18 protein-coding genes are annotated in these 18,016 nt (G+C 47.0%); 13 read left to right on the top strand and 5 right to left on the bottom strand.

Features of this window, described 5'->3' with window-relative positions:
* Nucleotides 1-5: 5 nt before the first annotated feature.
* The 5 genes from GV030_RS11045 to GV030_RS11025 all read left to right on the top strand — a co-directional run bounded on the left by GV030_RS11045 (nt 6) and on the right by GV030_RS11025 (nt 3,662).
* Nucleotides 6-821 (top strand): DUF6503 family protein, encoded by an 816-nt coding sequence (locus GV030_RS11045; RefSeq protein ID WP_159582366.1) that lies wholly within the window; start codon nt 6-8, stop codon nt 819-821.
* Nucleotides 822-989: 168 nt separating this feature from the next.
* On the top strand, nt 990-1,367 hold the full coding sequence (locus GV030_RS11040) for a RidA family protein (RefSeq protein ID WP_159582365.1): 378 nt from the start codon (nt 990-992) through the stop codon (nt 1,365-1,367).
* Nucleotides 1,367-1,837 (top strand): hypothetical protein, encoded by a 471-nt coding sequence (locus GV030_RS11035; protein ID WP_159582364.1) that lies wholly within the window; start codon nt 1,367-1,369, stop codon nt 1,835-1,837. The genes GV030_RS11040 and GV030_RS11035 overlap by 1 nt, the downstream gene beginning before the upstream one ends.
* Nucleotides 1,838-1,907: 70 nt before the next feature.
* Complete coding sequence (gene gltX / locus GV030_RS11030) at nt 1,908-3,434, top strand: glutamate--tRNA ligase (protein WP_159582363.1); 1,527 nt, start codon at nt 1,908-1,910, stop codon at nt 3,432-3,434.
* A 21-nt stretch (nt 3,435-3,455) separates the two neighbouring features.
* Nucleotides 3,456-3,662 carry a hypothetical protein gene (locus GV030_RS11025; RefSeq protein WP_159582362.1) on the top strand — a complete coding sequence of 69 codons (207 nt, stop codon included), beginning with the start codon at nt 3,456-3,458 and terminating at the stop codon, nt 3,660-3,662.
* Here GV030_RS11025 and GV030_RS11020 read toward each other — a convergent pair.
* A complete protein-coding gene (locus GV030_RS11020) occupies nt 3,659-4,231 on the bottom strand; it encodes an isoprenylcysteine carboxylmethyltransferase family protein (protein ID WP_159582361.1) in 573 nt (190 codons plus the stop codon). The genes GV030_RS11025 and GV030_RS11020 overlap by 4 nt on opposite strands.
* Nucleotides 4,232-4,283: 52 nt before the next feature.
* On the opposite strand from GV030_RS11020, the gene GV030_RS11015 reads away from it, so the two are divergent.
* A complete protein-coding gene (locus tag GV030_RS11015; protein ID WP_159582360.1) occupies nt 4,284-5,504 on the top strand; it encodes an NAD(P)-dependent oxidoreductase in 1,221 nt (406 codons plus the stop codon).
* On the top strand, nt 5,501-6,349 hold the full coding sequence (gene rfbD / locus GV030_RS11010; RefSeq protein WP_159582359.1) for a dTDP-4-dehydrorhamnose reductase: 849 nt from the start codon (nt 5,501-5,503) through the stop codon (nt 6,347-6,349). The genes GV030_RS11015 and rfbD overlap by 4 nt, the downstream gene beginning before the upstream one ends.
* Before the next feature lie 53 nt (nt 6,350-6,402).
* On the opposite strand, the gene GV030_RS11005 is transcribed toward rfbD, so the two are convergent.
* Both GV030_RS11005 and rho read right to left on the bottom strand, forming a co-directional pair.
* Nucleotides 6,403-7,509: a DUF2911 domain-containing protein gene (locus GV030_RS11005; protein WP_159582358.1), complete on the bottom strand. Its 1,107-nt coding sequence runs from the start codon at nt 7,507-7,509 to the stop codon at nt 6,403-6,405.
* 169 nt (nt 7,510-7,678) lie between these two features.
* Nucleotides 7,679-9,358, bottom strand: a complete 1,680-nt coding sequence (gene rho / locus GV030_RS11000; RefSeq protein WP_159582357.1) for a transcription termination factor Rho — start codon at nt 9,356-9,358, stop codon at nt 7,679-7,681.
* A gap of 249 nt (nt 9,359-9,607) precedes the next feature.
* Here rho and serS point away from each other — a divergent pair, with 249 nt between their 5' ends.
* Complete coding sequence (serS, locus tag GV030_RS10995) at nt 9,608-10,891, top strand: serine--tRNA ligase (protein ID WP_159582356.1); 1,284 nt, start codon at nt 9,608-9,610, stop codon at nt 10,889-10,891.
* Between the two features lie 19 nt (nt 10,892-10,910).
* On the opposite strand, the gene GV030_RS10990 is transcribed toward serS, so the two are convergent.
* Nucleotides 10,911-13,199 (bottom strand): response regulator, encoded by a 2,289-nt coding sequence (locus tag GV030_RS10990; RefSeq protein WP_159582355.1) that lies wholly within the window; start codon nt 13,197-13,199, stop codon nt 10,911-10,913.
* A 182-nt stretch (nt 13,200-13,381) separates the two neighbouring features.
* Here GV030_RS10990 and GV030_RS10985 point away from each other — a divergent pair, with 182 nt between their 5' ends.
* Nucleotides 13,382-13,825, top strand: coding sequence for a GNAT family N-acetyltransferase (locus tag GV030_RS10985; RefSeq protein ID WP_159582354.1), 444 nt, complete (start codon nt 13,382-13,384; stop codon nt 13,823-13,825).
* Here the strand turns inward: GV030_RS10985 and GV030_RS10980 are convergent.
* Complete coding sequence (locus GV030_RS10980; protein WP_159582353.1) at nt 13,822-14,127, bottom strand: DUF4286 family protein; 306 nt, start codon at nt 14,125-14,127, stop codon at nt 13,822-13,824. The genes GV030_RS10985 and GV030_RS10980 overlap by 4 nt on opposite strands.
* 55 nt (nt 14,128-14,182) lie before the next feature.
* On the opposite strand from GV030_RS10980, the gene GV030_RS10975 reads away from it, so the two are divergent.
* The 4 genes from GV030_RS10975 (at nt 14,183) to GV030_RS10960 (ending at nt 18,011) form a co-directional block, all read left to right on the top strand.
* Complete coding sequence (locus GV030_RS10975) at nt 14,183-14,818, top strand: carotenoid biosynthesis protein (RefSeq protein ID WP_159582352.1); 636 nt, start codon at nt 14,183-14,185, stop codon at nt 14,816-14,818.
* A gap of 72 nt (nt 14,819-14,890) precedes the next feature.
* Nucleotides 14,891-15,793, top strand: a complete 903-nt coding sequence (locus tag GV030_RS10970; protein WP_159582351.1) for a MerR family transcriptional regulator — start codon at nt 14,891-14,893, stop codon at nt 15,791-15,793.
* A gap of 236 nt (nt 15,794-16,029) precedes the next feature.
* A complete protein-coding gene (locus GV030_RS10965) occupies nt 16,030-16,542 on the top strand; it encodes an RNA polymerase sigma factor (protein WP_159582350.1) in 513 nt (170 codons plus the stop codon).
* A complete protein-coding gene (locus tag GV030_RS10960) occupies nt 16,542-18,011 on the top strand; it encodes an NAD(P)/FAD-dependent oxidoreductase (RefSeq protein WP_159582349.1) in 1,470 nt (489 codons plus the stop codon). The genes GV030_RS10965 and GV030_RS10960 overlap by 1 nt, the downstream gene beginning before the upstream one ends.
* The last annotated feature ends 5 nt before the right edge of the window (nt 18,012-18,016 follow it).

Raw genomic sequence — 18,016 nt, 5'->3', positions numbered from 1 at the left:
CCAGCATGAAGTACAATCAAGTCATCGCAATATTCGTGGGTATCATTGTTTCGTCCTGCGGAGGCACTGATCAAACAGCCCGGCAGGAAAAGGCGTTGCCGCAATTTCAAAACAAGGGGCACGAACTGATCTACCAAATGACCCAAAAGGTGGGCGATTATGAAACGCTTTGGAACAAGAAAGATGTGGTTTACACCTATACCTACCGCACTTCCGACGGCAAGGCTGACATTTCAACGGAAAAATACCTGTTCGATGGAGAACTGTCTTATGGCTTGTATCAAACCCATGAGCGGACCTTCCCGGACCTGGAAGGGCCTATTGAACAGGGCTTCGATGGCCAGGAATACTGGCTCAAGCACAATGGACAGATCCAAAACGACACCAACCGCCTGAAAAGTGTCGCTTTCAATCGGCCTACTAATTTTTACTGGTTTGCCATGTTCCAGAAATTGATGGATCCGGGCCTGAACTATGAATACCTGGGGGAAGAAACCATCGATGACACGGTCTACGATGTAGTGAAAATCACCTTTCGTACCACTGACGACAAGCTAACCGATGTTTATCAGCTGTACATCAATCAGAAAACAGCTTTAGTGGATCAGTTTCTCTTTACCGTGGCAGATTTCGGTGCGATGGAAACGCCCTACCTGATGAAGCTGGAGTACGAGCAAATCGAGGACCTGCTGATCCCCACCCAAAGAAGGTATAAGAAATCCACCTGGGATGCCGAGGTAAGCGATGAGCCCTGGATCTCCGTCATTTGGTCAGACATTCAGTTCAATACCGGATTGAGCTCCAAAGATTTTTTGAAGTAGCTGGGAGGGGAGTCGTTCGCCCTCCCTTCAATGATGCAATCCCATTTTAAGCACTAGACCTCTCACCTCCTGGCCAGTCTTCCACTTTTCTATCCTCCCATTAATTCATCTCCGCCATTATCCGATTAAATTGCAGGGAACATTAATGAATTTCAAACCTGCAGTTACATGAAAACCATCATCAACTCCCCCAAAGCTCCTGCCCCCATCGGCCCATACAGTCAGGCGGTGCTATCCAATAGCGTGCTCTACGTATCTGGTCAAATCCCCATCGATCAGGCCACCGGTCAGCTGGTCAGCACCTCTATAGAGGATGAGACCCGGCAAGTAATGAAAAACCTCAGCTACATACTGGAAGCCGCCGGAGCCACATTTGCCAATGTGTTGAAGTGCAGCATCTTCATCAAAGACATGGGACAGTTTGCGCAGATCAATGCAGTGTATGGTGAGTACTTCCCCGAAAACCCGCCAGCCAGAGAAACGGTGGAGGTGAGCCGCCTGCCAAAGGATGTCAGCGTGGAGATCAGCTGCATCGCTCAGCTCTGATGTCCCTCTGGCCCTTTCTCCGGCAAACCCTGGTATCGAGCCACTCTAAAAACGAGGTATTAAGGAGGATTGCCCTCAAAACGCGCCTGATCGATTCGGAGGTGGTGGTCAATCGGCCGGTGTTCAATGGGGCTGTTTCTCCGGAGGGGTTCAGGATTTCGCTGGTCATCCGCTCCGCTCAGAATGCACTCCCCCTGACCATCGGTCGGGTGGAAAACACCTCCCGCGGGTCCTTAATATTTCTCCGGCTATGTCTTTTTCCAGGAGCTCGCCTTTACTTGTGGTTTTCCACCACCCTGTGCGTATTGATAGCGGCGGTATTTCTGACCCTTTCCTCCCTTACCCTCGCCGTAATCACCGCTCTGCTCATCGCCCTGGCCAACTATCTGGTGCTCACCCTCAGCTTTCATCAGAAAGCCCACGAAACCATCCACCAGATTCAGGGGATTCTGGCAGAAGAAGGGGAATAAAAGCAATTGTCCTTCACATTAGTATTGGGTATTTGATAGCTTTGCACACCAAAAAAAAATCCCCCAATAAATGGATTCAGTAAGAGTAAGATTTGCCCCCAGCCCGACAGGCGCTTTGCACATAGGTGGAGTCAGAACAGCCCTGTTCAACTACCTCTTTGCCAAAAAAAACAACGGCACTTTCATCTTAAGAATAGAAGACACTGACCAGAGCCGGTTTGTAGCCGGTGCTGAAGACTACATCCGCCAGTCGCTGGAGTGGTGCGGCATCTCTCCCGACGAAAGTCCCTGGACGGGGGGTGAGTACGGCCCCTACAGACAGTCGGAGCGCAAAGAAATCTATCAGTCCTACGCCCAGAAGCTGATCGATGAAGGCAACGCCTACTACGCCTTTGACACCCCTGAGGAACTGGATGCCATGCGTGACCGACTGAAAGCGGCCGGTGTGGCTACACCGCATTACAACGCGGCAGTGAGGCTGACCATGAAAAATTCACTCACCATGCCCGCTGAGGAAGTGGCCGCTAAAATCGCCAGCGGAGAACCTTACGTGATCCGTTTCAAAATAGACCCCAAGGAGGAAGTTCGGCTGAATGACATCATCAGGGGCTGGGTGCACGTGCATGGCTCCACGCTCGATGACAAAGTACTCATGAAGTCTGACGGCCTGCCTACCTATCACCTGGCCAACATAGTGGATGATCACCTGATGAAAATCACCCATGTGATCCGTGGTGAAGAATGGCTGCCCTCAGCACCGCTGCACGTACTGCTCTACAAATACCTGGGATTTGAAGCCACGATGCCTCAGTTTGCCCACCTGCCCCTCATTCTGAAGCCCGATGGTAACGGGAAATTGAGTAAGAGAGCGGCTGATCAGGCCGGTTTCCCCATATTCCCGCTCGACTGGCAAGATCCGGAAACGGGTGAAACCTCAAAAGGATTTAAAGAAGAGGGCTTCATTCCCGAAGCCCTGGTAAACTTTTTGGCATTTCTGGGCTGGAACCCCGGCACCGAGCAGGAGATTTTCAGCTTAGAGGAATTGTCGAATGTATTCAGTTTGGAAAAAGTTAACAAAGCGGGTACCAAATTTGACCTGGACAAAATCAAATGGTTTAACCAGCAGTACTTAAAGTCTACCAACCCACAGGCACTGGCAGAAATAGTACGCACCGACCTCAAAAACCACTATGCCATAGACAGTAGCCTGGAAACTGCCCTGGTGATCGTGGACCTGCTGAAAGAGCGGGTGACATTTCCACATGAGATGGCTCCCAATGCCTTATTTATTTTCAGAAACCCCAGTGAGTACGACCAGAGTGTGACCAGTAAAAAATGGAATGAGGAAGCCGAGCAAGCCGTATCACTCTACGCAGAAGCCCTCGCTACCAAAGAAAGCATCAATGCCGAAGAGGCCAAAGAGCTGTTTTTTTCACTGATGGAAACCCACGGGATCAAAGCAGGTAAAAACATGCAGGCACTCAGAATGGTCATTACCGGAGCGGGTTCCGGCCCCGATCTCATGGCCATCATTGCCCTCATGGGAGGAAAAGCAGTGGCCGAACGAATCAAATACTCCGTAGATCAGTTAAAGTAGTAGACACTTAACTGAGGGACCATGACAAAGAAAAAATCAGAAGACGATCACAAGCCTAAAGTGAACAAAGAGCTTGAAGGTTTTGACATCAGAATTGATCCTTTCGGGGAAATCAAATCGACCATAGACATTGATAAGATCAATCAGTTTCTGAATAAATCTGTGGATGACAAAAAGCTACGCGACCGGGACGATCTGGAGGAGCTGAAGAAAGGAAAAAAGGACTAAGGCTTTTTGGGGAAAATAGCAGGTACCTCCCGACGATAAGTCAGGTAATCATCCCCAAACTCTGCGATCAGTTTTTGCTCTTCAAAATAGATACCTGCAGGCAGGTAAGCCAGTATACATACTACAGACAGTACTACTATATCTGTGGGTGTGTACAAAGCCATCCCGATGACGATCAGAATGATTCCTGAATAAATGGGATGTCGCACATAGGCATGCGTACCCTTTCTGATCAGCCCTTTTTTCTCCTCTTTTTTCAATCCTAAAAAGGCCCAACCCGAAAGATGCCTGAACGACGTAATCACTAAAATAACCCCCCAGGAGGCCAAAATCATGGCGATATACCGCACATACCCCGGCGGACTGAAAAGCGTTGCAGAAGGGGTGATGGCTATGAGGTACAGCAGCCACAACAGCCCCACGGTACTGATGAGTGAGTAAAAAAAGCGATAGCCCCGGGCAATGGCCGGTGCCTTGCTGCGCACGGTTCTTTTCACCTGCTCCGAGGCTAACAAGCTATGGAGGGCAAAATATAAAGCCCAGCCCCCACCAATGATCAGATAATCCATTTTACCTCGTCAAAAAGTTTAAATTTGCGCCCATCAAGTTAACACCAAAAAAATGGGAAAAATCAAAATAGCACTGATCAAAGAGGGGAAGGTTCCAAAAGACAAGCGCGTGGCGCTCACTCCTTATCAGGCCAGACAGGTAATGGAAAGATTTCCTGAAGTGGACCTGGTGGCCCAGACCTCAGACATCCGATGTTTTACAGACCAGGACTACCTCAACGAAGGCATTCAGGTGGTGGATTCTGTGGATGATTGTGATATTTTGCTAGGTGTCAAAGAGGTGCCCATTCCCAACCTCATTGCCAATAAAACCTATTTCTTCTTTTCTCACACCATCAAAAAGCAGCCCTACAATCAGCCGCTGATCAGGGAGGTAATCTCCAAAAAAATCCGTTTGATCGACTATGAAACCCTCACAGACGAAACCGGCAAGCGGATCATTGCATTTGGCAGATGGGCCGGTATTGTGGGTGCCTACAATGGCATCTGGACGTTTGGCAAACGATACAACCTTTTCGATATCAGGCGTGCTTCGGAGTGTTTTGATCTGGAGGATCTCAAGACCGAGTATGAAAAAGTGAAATTGCCCGCCATCAAAATCGCCCTGACAGGTGGTGGCAGAGTGGCCAAAGGAGCCATGGAAGTACTGCACGGGATGAACATTCGCAAGGTCACCCCGGCGGCATTCATAGAGGAGCAGTTTGATTACCCGGTTTTCACCCAGCTCAATACCCGGGACTACCACGTCCGGAAAGATGGGGGAGAATTTAGCAGACACGAGTTTTATGAAAACCCGGAGCTATATGATGCGGACTTCCTAAAATACGCTAAAGTGACCGACCTATTGATCGCTGCGGCCTTCTGGGATCCCAACTCACCCGTGCTTTTCAAGCGGGAAGACATTCTGAAAAATGATTTTAAAATCAACATTGTGGCTGACATCACTTGCGACATTGAGGGCTCTATCCCTTCCACCAAGAAACCAAGTACCATTGAAGACCCGGTGTACGACTACAACCCAAGTGATAATGAAGTAGAAAGTGCTTTTACCGATGAGGGTAATATCACGGTAATGGCCGTAGACAACCTGCCCTGCGAGCTTCCCAGAGATGCATCGGAAAGCTTCGGGAATGAGTTGCTCAACAACGTACTCCCTGAGCTTCTGAGTGATGACAGCAGAGAAGTAATCAAACGTGCTACCATCACGGCGGGTGGAGATCTCACCCCGGTCTATGAGTACCTGAGAGACTATGTAAACGGCGAACTGAAATGAAAATTCTTGTCACAGGTTCCGGAGGTCAGTTAGGTTCAGAGATTCAGGATCTCGTGAGCGAATTCCCCGAACTCCAATTTGATTTTACAGATTACCCGGAGTTAGATATTACCAATGCGAGCCTCGTGAGCGACCTGTTCAAACAAAACAAATACGACTATTGCATTAACTGCGCGGCATATACCGCCGTGGACAAAGCCGAAACAGAGCGCGAGGCTTCTGACAAAATTAACCTCACCGGCAGCCTGAACCTGGCGAAGGCCTGTAAGCCATATGATGTCACGCTCATCCATATCTCCACAGATTTTGTCTTTAACGGAGGGGCTTCCGTACCACTGAAGGAGTCCCACCTGACCGACCCGGTCAATTACTACGGTGTATCCAAACTCAAAGGTGAGCGTGCTATACAAAATACGCTGAAGAAGCACTTTATCTTCAGGACTTCATGGCTCTACTCCACCCACGGTGAGAACTTTGTGAAAACCATGCTCAGGCTTTCTCAAACTAGGGATGAGCTGAATGTCATAGCTGATCAGATTGGCACACCCACCTATGCCAGAGACCTGGCCCGGGCCATTCTCCTGATCATCTCCGCAAAATCGACCTCCTACGGGCTCTACCACTACAGCAATGAAGGGGTAGCTTCCTGGTACGATTTTACCAAAGCCATTTTTGAGTACCGAAAGGTAAACACCCGGGTGAATCCGATCCCAACAGAGAAGTATCCCACTCCGGCCAAAAGGCCTCATTACAGTGTAATGGACAAAAGCAGGTTCAGGGAAACCTTTGAAATAGAAATCCCCTACTGGCGGGAGAGCCTCAAGGCGTGTTTGGATAGGGCATAAAAAAAACCTTGGGAAAATCCCAAGGCCTTTTCAACCTAATTCAAACTCTTAAATCACTCGGAGTAATCGACTCCCAACCTCTTGAGATTGGCAATGGAATTCAACTTCACGTTAGGTGGAGGATCCATTGAAAGTGATTTTTTAAATAATTTTATAGCCTCGTCATTCTTTCCCATCGCCACATAGCACTCACCCAGACTATCGTAGCCATTGGCCACTTTTGGATTTCTTTTAATATTTAGCTTAAAAAACTCCTCGGCTTTCTCGTACTGATTGGCGCCAGCCAGCTGATAACCCAGGGTGTTCAATTCATTCATTGTGGCAATCTCCTTAGCCTCATCAGCAGTTTTTACCCCTGCTTCGATATCTCCCTTCTGAAAAAGTAAGGCTGCTTTCATTCCGAGTGTTTGCCCGGTTCTGTTTGCGGCGATTGCCTGATCAGCCCATTTAACGGCCTCTTCATGGTTAATGTTGTTCTGAAGACAATAATTTGCTGCAGAAAGTGGCCCTTGCCAGCCAAATCCCTGCACTCCCCTCAGATCATCTCTGAATTTGGCCAAAATGGTCTCCTGACTCACCGCAAGCTTGATGGGAATCTGCTTCTTTTCCCACATCAGCGCCAACGTGCCGGAGGTGAGTCCTACCTCTGTAAACTGATAGGTCAAAACATTGGTGAATGGTGCTTCCTTCATCTGAACCTTCACTCTCAGCGCATCTTCTGTCTGCTCATACCAGAAACTTCCCCACGAGGATGTGTTTTTCGAAAAGATGATGGTCACTGTGCCGCTTTCTTCCGGGATCATGTGCAGCCCGTAGGTGCCAGCCCCAAGCTGCTCTCCCTCTATGAGCACTGGTGTGGAGAACGAAATAGTCGTATTTTCATTGGCTCCGGCCCGCCAGGGCATAGGCTTCTGGTTGCCGAAAGCATTGGGAGCAAGTCCCCAGGGCACCTGTGAACCCCATATCTGACCTGTACGGTCGTTGTTTCCCCTGATCACTGATGGTCGCGAATAGTTCACAGTGATGGTAGTAAGCGCGATGGTTTGGTTAAGCTCTGCCGCAGGGCTAGGCCTGGGTGTAGTCAGCTGAGCTGCAGCTCCTCCCACCAGCAGCAATGACAAACTCAAGAAAAGTAATTGTTGATTGATTAGCTTATTCATGATGTTGCAAAGGTTTGGTTGTTTATAGATACGAAACAAGCCAAGTACCCACGAACACTATTTGATAAGCGGCATTTTATGTAATCGGTCATTGAACACTTTAAAGGGCAAGAAAAAAGCCAAAGGAGGAAATCCTTTGGCTAGTTTTTTTTTAAATACGAAGGGCTGATTAGCCATTCATGGAAATCAGAAACTCGTCGTTGTTTCTGGTTCCTTTCATCTTGCTGAGTAGGAATTCCATTGCTTCGTTGCTATTCATGTCAGACATGAACTTACGAAGGATCCATACACGTTTAAGCTCTTCAGCATCCATGAGGAGATCCTCACGTCTGGTACCAGATGCCGGTACGTCGATGGCAGGGTATACCCGCTTGTTGGAAAGTTTTCTATCCAACTGGAGTTCCATGTTACCAGTACCTTTGAATTCCTCAAAGATCACTTCGTCCATTTTAGATCCGGTTTCGATCAGTGCTGTAGCGATGATGGTCAATGAACCACCGTTCTCCACGTTTCTTGCTGCTCCGAAAAATCTCTTAGGCTTGTGCAATGCGTTGGCATCCACACCACCAGAAAGAATTTTACCTGAAGATGGTACCACGGTGTTGTATGCCCGAGCCAGTCTGGTAATAGAATCCAACAGGATCACTACATCATGTCCGCATTCCACCATTCTTTTGGCTTTCTCCAGCACGATGCTCGATACTTTTACATGCTTATCTGCCTGCTCATCAAAAGTAGAAGCAATCACCTCTGCCTTTACCGAACGTGCCATGTCTGTTACTTCTTCAGGACGCTCATCGATCAGGAGAATCATCAGGTAAACTTCAGGATGATTTTCAGCGATCGCATTCGCTATTTGCTTCAACAGTACAGTTTTACCTGTTTTTGGCTGAGCCACGATCATCCCCCTTTGTCCTTTTCCTATCGGTGCGAAAAGGTCCAAAATACGGGTGGAGTAATTGTCTGCCTTGGTACACAGGTTAAGTTTTTCCTCTGGGAACAAAGGTGTCAGGTATTCGAAAGCAATTCTATCCCTGATTTCTTCAGTGGTTTTTCCATTGACACTGGATACTCTCAGCAGGGCAAAATACTTCTCACCATCTTTTGGTGGTCTGATCTGTCCTTTCACGGTATCTCCGGTTTTCAGACCAAATAATTTGATCTGAGATGGCGATACGTAGATATCATCCGGGCTGGCCAGATAATGATAGTCACTTGACCGTAGGAAGCCATAGCCATCCTGCATGATCTCAAGTACCCCTTCATTTTCGATCACACCGTCAAATTCCTTGATGTCTTCGTTGAACTGTGCCTTTCTGCCTTTGTGCTCGTTGCGAGGCTCTTTTCTTTCTTTAGACTCACGGTCCTCAGACTTGGGTCGGTCCTCAGATCGCTCGTTTTCTCTTCGCTTATTGGGCTTATTGTGCCCTTCTGATTTTCCTTCTCTTGGCTTTTGCTCTTTGGCTTCTCCCCCTTTGGCCGCTGGAGCTTCTGCTGATGACTCAGTTTCTATCTCTATGTCCAATGATTTCAGTAGATCTTCCGGGCTTTTTGCCTCGGCCTTCTCTGTGGGCTTGTTTTCCTTTACATTCTCGCGCTTTTTGTTAGCGGGTCTTGGAGGCCGGCTTTCAGATTTGCTTTCGGGTTTGCTCTCAGGTTTGCTTTCCGGCTTTTTTTCTTCTTTCTTGATCTTTTGGATTTCACTATCAGGCAAAGTGGCCTGTTTGTCAAGAATTTCGTAAATAAGGTCTTTTTTAGCAGTTTTTTTGGCGTTTTTCACGCCTAGATTTTCGGCTATCTCTCTTAGTTCAGAAAGGAGCCTTACACTCAAATCGTCTAAAGTGTACATAAATAAGTTGTGGGTTTAATAACTGGATCCGCTGCATAGAAACGCGCGGAATTTTTTTGAAATAAATATCGAAATGGATAAAAATTAAGTGGAGACCACTTGAATTGCACCACAAGTATATGCTAACGGTGAATATTTCACAAATATACGCATATAATTCTGGTGATGGGGCTGTTAATAAATAATGGATGCTTTTCCTTTTATTGGCACAATGCCTTTTAAATTTGCCACTTCAAAAATCAAGCACCGATGTTACAAGTAACTGCAGTAAAGGAAAATTTTGAGAATTTCGTCAATGGACTGAAAAAACGGGGCATTCAGAATGCCGAGGAGCAGCTCAATGAGCTCATTCAGCTGGATGACGAGCGCAAGAAAACCCAGCAATCCCTTGATGACATTCTGGCCAATTCTAATCTTCTGGCCAAGAAAATCGGACAGCTTTATAAGGAAGGCAAAAAAGAAGAGGCTGATGCTGCCAAGGCAGAAACCGGCCAACTCAAAGAAGAAAGCAAGCAGCTGAGTGAGGTACTCAGTGCCATCGAAAACCAACTACTGGACAAACTTTACAGCATTCCCAACATACCCAATCCACTGGTGCCTGCCGGCAAAAGTGAAGCTGACAATGAAGTGGTGAAGTTGGATGACAAGAACCTCCCTGCCCTGTATGATGGTGCCAAACCGCACTGGGACCTCATTACGGAGTATGACATTATAGACTTTGATCTTGGCAATAAAGTAACTGGCGCGGGCTTCCCTTTTTACAAGAGAGAGGGCGCACGCATGGTGCGCTCATTGGTCAACTATTTTCTGGACGAAGCACAGCAAGCCGGCTACATGGAGGTGCAGCCTCCTATTCTGATCAACGAAGAGTCCGGGTATGGCACCGGCCAGCTGCCTGATAAAGAGGGCCAGATGTATGGCATCACTGGTACCAACCTGTATTTGATCCCAACAGCCGAGGTACCTATTACCAACATCTACCGGGATGTGATTCTGGATGCGGGCAGTCTGCCTGTGAAAAATGTAGGTTATACGCCCTGCTTCCGAAGAGAGGCTGGTTCATGGGGTGCTCACGTAAGAGGCCTGAATCGTTTACATCAATTTGACAAAGTGGAGATTGTGCAGATCGCTCACCCGGATCAATCTTATGAAATACTGGACGGCATGGTCGCACATGTGGAGCATCTGGTAAAAAGCCTGGGACTGCCTTACAGGATTCTCAGACTGTGCGGAGGAGACCTTGGCTTCACGTCAGCCATCACCTATGACTTTGAAGTGTATTCAGCCGCCCAGGAGAAATGGCTGGAGGTAAGTTCTGTTTCCAACTTTGAAACTTACCAGGCCAACAGGCTCAAGCTTAGATTTAAGGACAAGGATGGCAAGAAAGTGCTTGCTCACACACTGAACGGGTCAGCCCTTGCGGTACCCAGAATTCTGGCGGCATTACTGGAAAACAATCAGACGGAAGAGGGCATCCGCATTCCTGAAGTACTCCGACAGTACACAGGGTTTGATATAATCAAAAGGCCTTAAGTTCACTGAGAGGTGGTCTTTACTTCTCCACCATATACTTGATCAGCTTCTGATAGAGGTGGTCGGGATGAAATGGTTTCACTACGAAATCATCCAGACCAGCCTCCAGAATGTTCTTCTCCACATCGCTGAGCGCTGCGGCAGTGAGCGCAATAATGGGAAGTACGGCCCCCCTTGCCCTGAGTTGGCGAGTGGCTTCATAGCCATCCATCTCTGGCATCTGCAAATCCATCAAGATGAGATCATACTTATCCTCCTCAAACTGATTGAGCGCCTCCAGACCATTTTCAGCGATATCAATGGCACAGTGCCACTTTTCCAGAAACCGTTTGGCCACCATCACATTCACAGAATTATCCTCCACGAGCAACACCCGCTTATCCTTGAGCGGATCCACGAGGGCACTCGGGCGCACCACCTGTTTTCTGAAGCCCTTCGCTATTTTGAAGTACTGCGTGAAATAGAAGGTGGAGCCCTTGCCCAGCTCACTGATGAGCTGAATCTTAACATTTTGCAGCTCCAGTATTTTCTTGGTAATGGCCAGCCCCAGACCTGTGCCACCATATTTACGGGTGATTGAAGTGTTGGCCTGATTGAACTTTTCAAAAATCTTTCCCTTGTCATGATTGGAAATACCAATCCCGGTATCCTCCACAGCAAACCTGATAAAAATACCTTCCGGTTGTCTTTGCTCCTGGGTCATACTCAAAGTCACTTTCCCATCTGTGGTAAACTTGATGGCGTTGTTGAGAAGGTTGGAAAGCACCTGGGTCAAACGCCCCCCATCCCCCAGAAACATGGTGGGAAGTTCCGGATCATATTTGAAAACCACTTTACTCTTTTTCTCCTCCGCTATGGTGGCAAAACCATCCACCAGGTTGTTTCCCAAACTTTTCAGGTCAAGGAGCGATTCTTCCAGCACCAGATTGCCGGATTCCAACTTGCTGTAGTCAAGAACGTCATTTATCAATCGCAGGAGATTCTCCGATGAAAACTTGAGGATGTCCAGCGTATTCTTTTGATCATTTCTCGGGTGGCTGTCCAGTAAGTGATGCGTGAGGCCGATGACCGCATTCATAGGGGTGCGGATCTCATGAGACATGGTAGACAAAAAATCTGACTTCACCTGAAGTGAGGCCTCGGCGTTTTCCTTGGCCCTTCGCCATGACAAAGCCACCTGCTGTGACGTGGTGACGGATTGTAAAAAGAAAAAAACCATATAGCCGGCTGGCAATACGAACAACGGTAGATCCACAATTTCAAACTGGTGCAGATTTTTCAGGGTTAAAACCAATAAAATCATACTGGTACTAATGAACGCATAAACTGCACCGATGCGTTTATTGAGCAGTGCAGTGAGGTAGATATAAAAGCCGAGCGCAATACCACCAAAAATGAAGATCAGAAAGTACTGATTGATGCGGGTAAACAGGGCTGGCGGCAGAAGAATGGCCACGGCCAGAAAGAAAAGGCAAACACCTATAATGATCTTATCACCCAGCCGGGGTGCATCCAAAGGATAGGTATGGTAGGTGTACTTTGTGAATAGTATGCACACCAGATACAAAGTGGCATACTCCAGCTTAATGGTAACAATCCAGGGAATATCAGGAAACAGCCAGTGCATGATGTAATTGCCACTGCCAAAAATGTAATAGCTGAAAGCCATACAAAAAAGAGAGAAATACAATATGCTCTTGTGGTTTCGACCGAAAAGAAACAGACCTAGAAAAAACAACCCACCCATGATCAACGCACCGGTAAGGAGCGCATCTATGGTAAAAAGGTAATTTCGATAGGATAGTAAAGCCGATTTTTTTCCGAACACAATACTATCGATAGGCCCACCCCTGGAATGCCGGAAATTTGAAATCTGAAGGGTGAATACGTTGGTATCTTTGAGAATACCACGCTCTATGGGCTCCACCAGCTGGATCCAGTGCGGCGATGAGTTGTCTTCACTATCACCTACCACGCCATTGCTGGTGATCAGCTCATCGTTGATATAAAAGTGGTAGGCACTGTAGACCGCCGGGGTATAGATGGCGTACTTTCGGTCAGGATTGATCAGAACCTTTAGCTGGTATGTGGCATACCCCTCTGGAGAATATCCCGTTTCCTCCATGTGGTTCCACAGGCCTGGAAATCTCGCCAATCCGGCTTTGGAGAAATCGGTACTGTCTGGCGAGACCAACTCATTCCAGTAAAAAAACCAGTCTCCGTCCAGTTCAACTTCTGAAAAATCATCCCCAAGTTGCCGGAGATCAAGTATGCCGTTATCTACCGACTGTGCCCTTAACCCAAGCATACAGCACAGTAAAACCAGCCCCGAAAAATATCTAAATTGAATCAATTGGCGGTGTTTAGATTATTTCTGAAGGTAATTCGATTGACGAATTTTGACAAATGTATGATTTATCCACAAATAACCTATTCCCGATGATCAAATCCGAAAAGCCCGTTCTGCTCAGACTTTTATAATTTAGAGCCATGATCATACGAAAAGGCACCAAAGAAGACCTTCCCAGAGCACTGGAGCTAATCCGGGAGCTCGCCATTTATGAAAAAGCGCCAGATGAAGTGACCAACACTCTGGAGATGATGGAAAACGATGGCTTTGGCGAACATCCGGTTTTTGGATTCATCGTCGCAGAGGAAGCCGGAACCATCCATGGGATGTCCATGTACTACTGGCGATACTCCACCTGGAAAGGAAAGCGCATCTATCTGGAGGACCTCATTGTCACAGAGGCCAAAAGGGGTTCCGGAATCGGGAAATTGCTTTTCGAAGAGACCATTGCCATCGGCAAGGCCGCTGGAGCCACCGGCATGATGTGGCAGGTACTCGACTGGAACGAACCTGCCATTAACTTCTACAAAAAATATCAGGCCAACATAGAAGACGGCTGGCTGAACTGTAATCTGAATTTTTAAACCTCCTCTAAAAAGGTACGGAAGGCCACAAATTTATTGCTGTATCGGTCGATGACTTTCTTTTGAAGCCCCGGAGCAAAATTATCCAGGTAGTTGTTCAGGCTGGTGATTCCGGGAGCAAAGTATTGCACGGCGTAAGTGGTGCCGGTCGCCTCCGGGTCGTCATTCAGTAATTTCAGAAAACGATGCTCTGTAAAGCAGCCCGTCTGCAACACCTCAGGAATGTGAGTCTGCTTCATCCAGGAAAGCCAATCAGACTCTACTTCTGTTTCTATATTTACTGTAACATTATAAACGATCATATATTTTCATTTACTTGACCAAACCTTCTCCAAAGTAAAAGGGTTTTCTACGCCAATGCCAGCGCTATCCAAAAAGTTTCTGCCCCACTTTCTTATCATACTACTTCACATAGTAGGTGTGGCGGGTACGCTCCTACCCCTCACCAGCGAGCTGGTCGTTGCCCTTACCCCTGTGAACCTCATCGTTTCTACAGGGATATTGCTGGCTTGCCATCCGGGTGCGCTCAGATCCGTTCTTCCGCCCCTACTTTTCTGTGTTCTGGTGGGTTTTGGGGTGGAAGTGCTCGGAGTACATACCGGATTTCCCTTTGGCAGGTATGCTTATGGGCCAGTGCTAGGGTGGAAACTACTGGAGGTACCCCTCGTCATTGGGGTCAATTGGTTCCTCCTTATTTATGCTTTTTTTTCTATAGGAAACTTCTTCAAAAAACCTGCCTTCAGAATCCTTTTTACCGCATTAGCCATGCTTTTGATGGATCTACTCATCGAGCCCGTGGCCATTCATCTGGGCTATTGGTCCTGGGCCGGTGGGGACATTCCCATACAAAACTACCTGTCGTGGTTTGTGATCTCTCTGGTGATGGCCCTGGTGATGCACAGGCATCAGCCGAAACTAATGAATCCGGTATCCGTCACATTAATCCTGTCACAAATTCTGTATTTTTCCGCCATCTTTTTTACCAAAATTTAAACACTTTGGAAAAGACCGGGGTTATCAGACCATACCCATATCTATATTGATCAGGGAAAAATTATTACTTGAATGAGTACATTTTCTATCAGGGATTTAGAGCATTTATCTGGAATCAAAGCCCATACCATCAGGATTTGGGAGCAGAGATACGAGCTCATCAAGCCCAAAAGGACGGACACCAACATCCGCTTCTATGATGACCAGGACCTGAAACTTATTCTGAATGTAGCCCTGCTCAAAGAAAATGGCGTCAAGATCTCCAAGATTGCCGAGATGACCCATGGTGATATGCAGCGTGAAGTATTGAAGCTCACAGAACTCAACCTCCGCTACCCGGAGCAAATTCACGCACTGACCATCTCCATGGTGGACATTGATGAAGAGCGGTTTGAAAAAATCATCTCTACTAATATCCTGAAGTTGGGATTTGAGAAAACGATGATGAACATCATTTATCCCTTCCTGAATAAAATAGGTATCCTCTGGCAAACCGGAGCCATCAACCCCGCCCAGGAGCACTTTATTTCTAACCTTGTGAGGCAAAAGCTCATCGTGGCCATCGACGGTCAGTACACCGTGCCGGCGGATAAGTCCAAAAAATATGTGCTCTACCTGCCAGAAGGAGAGCTTCACGAGCTCAGCCTGCTGTTTGCGGATTACCTCATCAAATCACGCAATAATAAAAGCATCTACCTCGGGCAGTCACTCCCCATTATGGATCTGGAAGCTGTTTGCGACATTCACAAACCGGACTACCTGCTATCCGTACTCACCACGGTTCCGGGCCCCAGTGACGTGCAGGGTTACGTAGATCACCTATCCGAAAAATTTTCTAACTGTCAGATTTTACTTACCGGCTATCAGGTGATTGGCCAGGATGTACAAGCACCGGAAAACGTCACTTTTTTCTCCCGGTTTGATCAGATGATCGATTTTGTGGAATCACATACTCTCACATTGTCGAATCTTTAAAAAAGATTCACATTTTTAAGAAAATCTTAAACAATATCTAAGCGGTAAATTCGTTCACATTACCTCATCAAAAGCACCCCTCACTGTCGTGAAGGGTTTTTTTATGCGTTTTTTGGAAACCATTTAATGTCTATACACGTAATAATGTTTATGCATTTATAGAAAAAACTTAAACAAAAGGATCAAATTCTGTTTAACTTTTTGTATCTTTGAATTAAACAAAACGAAAGACGACTATGACAGCTCTTGAATTCAGTTATAAAGTAGATCAACTAACCAGCTCACTAAAGCCATTTGCTCTGAAGCTTACCAGAGATATGGAGGATGCCAATGATCTCCTTCAGGAAACGATTCTAAAGGCTTTCACTAACAGGGATAAATTTGCCGAAGGGACTAACCTGAAGGCCTGGATGTATACCATCATGAAGAACACCTTCATCACCAACTACCAAAGAATGATGCGGAGAAACACCTTCATAGACACCACACAGAATCTGCATTATATTAATTCTACGAGCAGCACCATTCAGAACAACGCCTATACGGATTTTGCCATGCGTGACATCAATGGCGCTATAGACAAGCTGCAGGATTCTTACAAAGTACCGTTCATGATGCACTTCAGGGGATTTAAATACCACGAAATAGCAGATAAGTTGAATATTCCCATTGGAACTGTCAAAAACAGAATCCATATTGCCAGAAAAGAGTTGAAAACCAAACTGAAGGTTTACGGCAATAAGAACTAATGGGTAAAAAGATAGGTGTTATTGGCTCAGGTTTTGCGGGCTTATCGGCCGCTTGTCATCTGGCCAAAGCCGGAAATGAGGTAATTGTTCTGGAGAAAAACAGTACTCCGGGAGGCAGAGCCAGGCAATTGAAAATGTCTGGCTTTACTTTTGATATGGGGCCGTCCTGGTATTGGATGCCCGATGTATTTGAGCGCTTCTTTGAGCACTTCCAGAAAACACCATCCGATTATTATGAACTGCAGCGACTGAATCCATCTTACAGGGTAAGATTTGAAGAGGAGTCTATAGACCTCCCGGCCTCTATGGCTGAAATGGAAGCCTTGTTTGAAGAAATAGAACCCGGAAGCAGTCTGGCACTAAGGAAATTCCTGAAACAGGCCGCCTTTAAATACGAAGTGGGCATCAATGACCTGGTGTATAAACCCAGCCGATCACTCATGGAATTTGCAGACAGACGCCTGCTCACCGGATTGCTGAAGATGGATGTACTCACCTCCATGAGTAAGCACATCCGCAAATTTTTCAAAAACGAAAAGCTGATTCAGCTCATGGAGTTTCCAGTGCTTTTCCTGGGCAGTACTCCTGAAAACACCCCTGCTCTTTACAGCCTTATGAACTACGCCGACATTCAGCTGGGCACCTGGTACCCCAAGGGAGGAATGTTTAAAGTAGTGGAGGGCATGGTGACGCTGGCAGAAAGCCTGGGCGTAAAATTTCATTATGACGAAGCAGTGACAAGCGTGAACATTGCAGATAAAAACATCACCCACCTGGTCACCTCAAAGGGATCACATGGTGTAGACATAGTAGTAGGGGGTGCCGATTATCATCACCTGGATCAGCACATTCTCCCGGAGGGCTATCGCAATTACTCCCCCAAGTATTGGGACACCCGCACCATGGCCCCTTCTTCCCTGCTGTTTTATATTGGGGTGGATCAGCCGCTTCCCAATATGAAGCACCACGTGTTGTTTTTTGATGAAGACTTCAAACAACATGCCCACGAAATCTACAATGATCCTAAGTGGCCCTCAAAACCCCTCCTCTACACATCCGTCACTTCCAAAACAGATGATACCGTGGCTCCGGCAGGCCATGAAAACCTGGTCATTCTCATTCCGGTGGCTCCAGACCTTGAGGACACTGAAGCCATCAGAGAAAAATATTTTCAGCTGGCCATGGATCGTTTGGAAGCATTTACCGGAACCAACATCCGGGACCATATCGTGGTGAAAAAAAGCTATGCGCACAATGATTTTGTAGCCGATTACCACTCATTCAAAGGGAATGCTTATGGACTCGCCAATACCCTGCTGCAAACCGCCATTCTGAAGCCGGCCATGAAAAGTAAAAAGCTGACCAACCTTTATTTCACAGGCCAGCTCACCGTTCCAGGGCCAGGTGTACCTCCCTCCATCATCTCCGGCGAAGTAGTAGCCCGGGAAATAGCTAAAGATTTTAAGTAATTTTA

It is taken from the genome of Marinoscillum sp. 108 (genome assembly GCF_902506655.1).
GTDB classification, from domain to species: Bacteria; Bacteroidota; Bacteroidia; order Cytophagales; family Cyclobacteriaceae; genus Marinoscillum; species Marinoscillum luteum.
This window is presented reverse-complemented; position numbering and strand designations above follow the sequence as displayed.

Bases quoted from the DNA above. Each gene is read 5' to 3' on its own strand.
- GV030_RS11005 (WP_159582358.1), bottom strand. From the start codon at position 7,509: ATGAATAAGCTAATCAATCAACAATTACTTTTCTTGAGTTTGTCATTG.
- GV030_RS11025 (WP_159582362.1), top strand. From the start codon at position 3,456: ATGACAAAGAAAAAATCAGAAGACGATCACAAGCCTAAAGTGAACAAA.
- GV030_RS10990 (WP_159582355.1), bottom strand. From the start codon at position 13,199: ATGCTTGGGTTAAGGGCACAGTCGGTAGATAACGGCATACTTGATCTC.
- GV030_RS10960 (WP_159582349.1), top strand. From the start codon at position 16,542: ATGGGTAAAAAGATAGGTGTTATTGGCTCAGGTTTTGCGGGCTTATCG.
- rfbD (WP_159582359.1), top strand. From the start codon at position 5,501: ATGAAAATTCTTGTCACAGGTTCCGGAGGTCAGTTAGGTTCAGAGATT.
- GV030_RS10970 (WP_159582351.1), top strand. From the start codon at position 14,891: ATGAGTACATTTTCTATCAGGGATTTAGAGCATTTATCTGGAATCAAA.
- GV030_RS10980 (WP_159582353.1), bottom strand. From the start codon at position 14,127: ATGATCGTTTATAATGTTACAGTAAATATAGAAACAGAAGTAGAGTCT.
- rho (WP_159582357.1), bottom strand. From the start codon at position 9,358: ATGTACACTTTAGACGATTTGAGTGTAAGGCTCCTTTCTGAACTAAGA.
- GV030_RS11045 (WP_159582366.1), top strand. From the start codon at position 6: ATGAAGTACAATCAAGTCATCGCAATATTCGTGGGTATCATTGTTTCG.
- GV030_RS10965 (WP_159582350.1), top strand. From the start codon at position 16,030: ATGACAGCTCTTGAATTCAGTTATAAAGTAGATCAACTAACCAGCTCA.
- GV030_RS11015 (WP_159582360.1), top strand. From the start codon at position 4,284: ATGGGAAAAATCAAAATAGCACTGATCAAAGAGGGGAAGGTTCCAAAA.
- GV030_RS11040 (WP_159582365.1), top strand. From the start codon at position 990: ATGAAAACCATCATCAACTCCCCCAAAGCTCCTGCCCCCATCGGCCCA.
- GV030_RS11020 (WP_159582361.1), bottom strand. From the start codon at position 4,231: ATGGATTATCTGATCATTGGTGGGGGCTGGGCTTTATATTTTGCCCTC.
- GV030_RS10975 (WP_159582352.1), top strand. From the start codon at position 14,183: ATGCCAGCGCTATCCAAAAAGTTTCTGCCCCACTTTCTTATCATACTA.
- serS (WP_159582356.1), top strand. From the start codon at position 9,608: ATGTTACAAGTAACTGCAGTAAAGGAAAATTTTGAGAATTTCGTCAAT.
- GV030_RS11035 (WP_159582364.1), top strand. From the start codon at position 1,367: ATGTCCCTCTGGCCCTTTCTCCGGCAAACCCTGGTATCGAGCCACTCT.
- gltX (WP_159582363.1), top strand. From the start codon at position 1,908: ATGGATTCAGTAAGAGTAAGATTTGCCCCCAGCCCGACAGGCGCTTTG.
- GV030_RS10985 (WP_159582354.1), top strand. From the start codon at position 13,382: ATGATCATACGAAAAGGCACCAAAGAAGACCTTCCCAGAGCACTGGAG.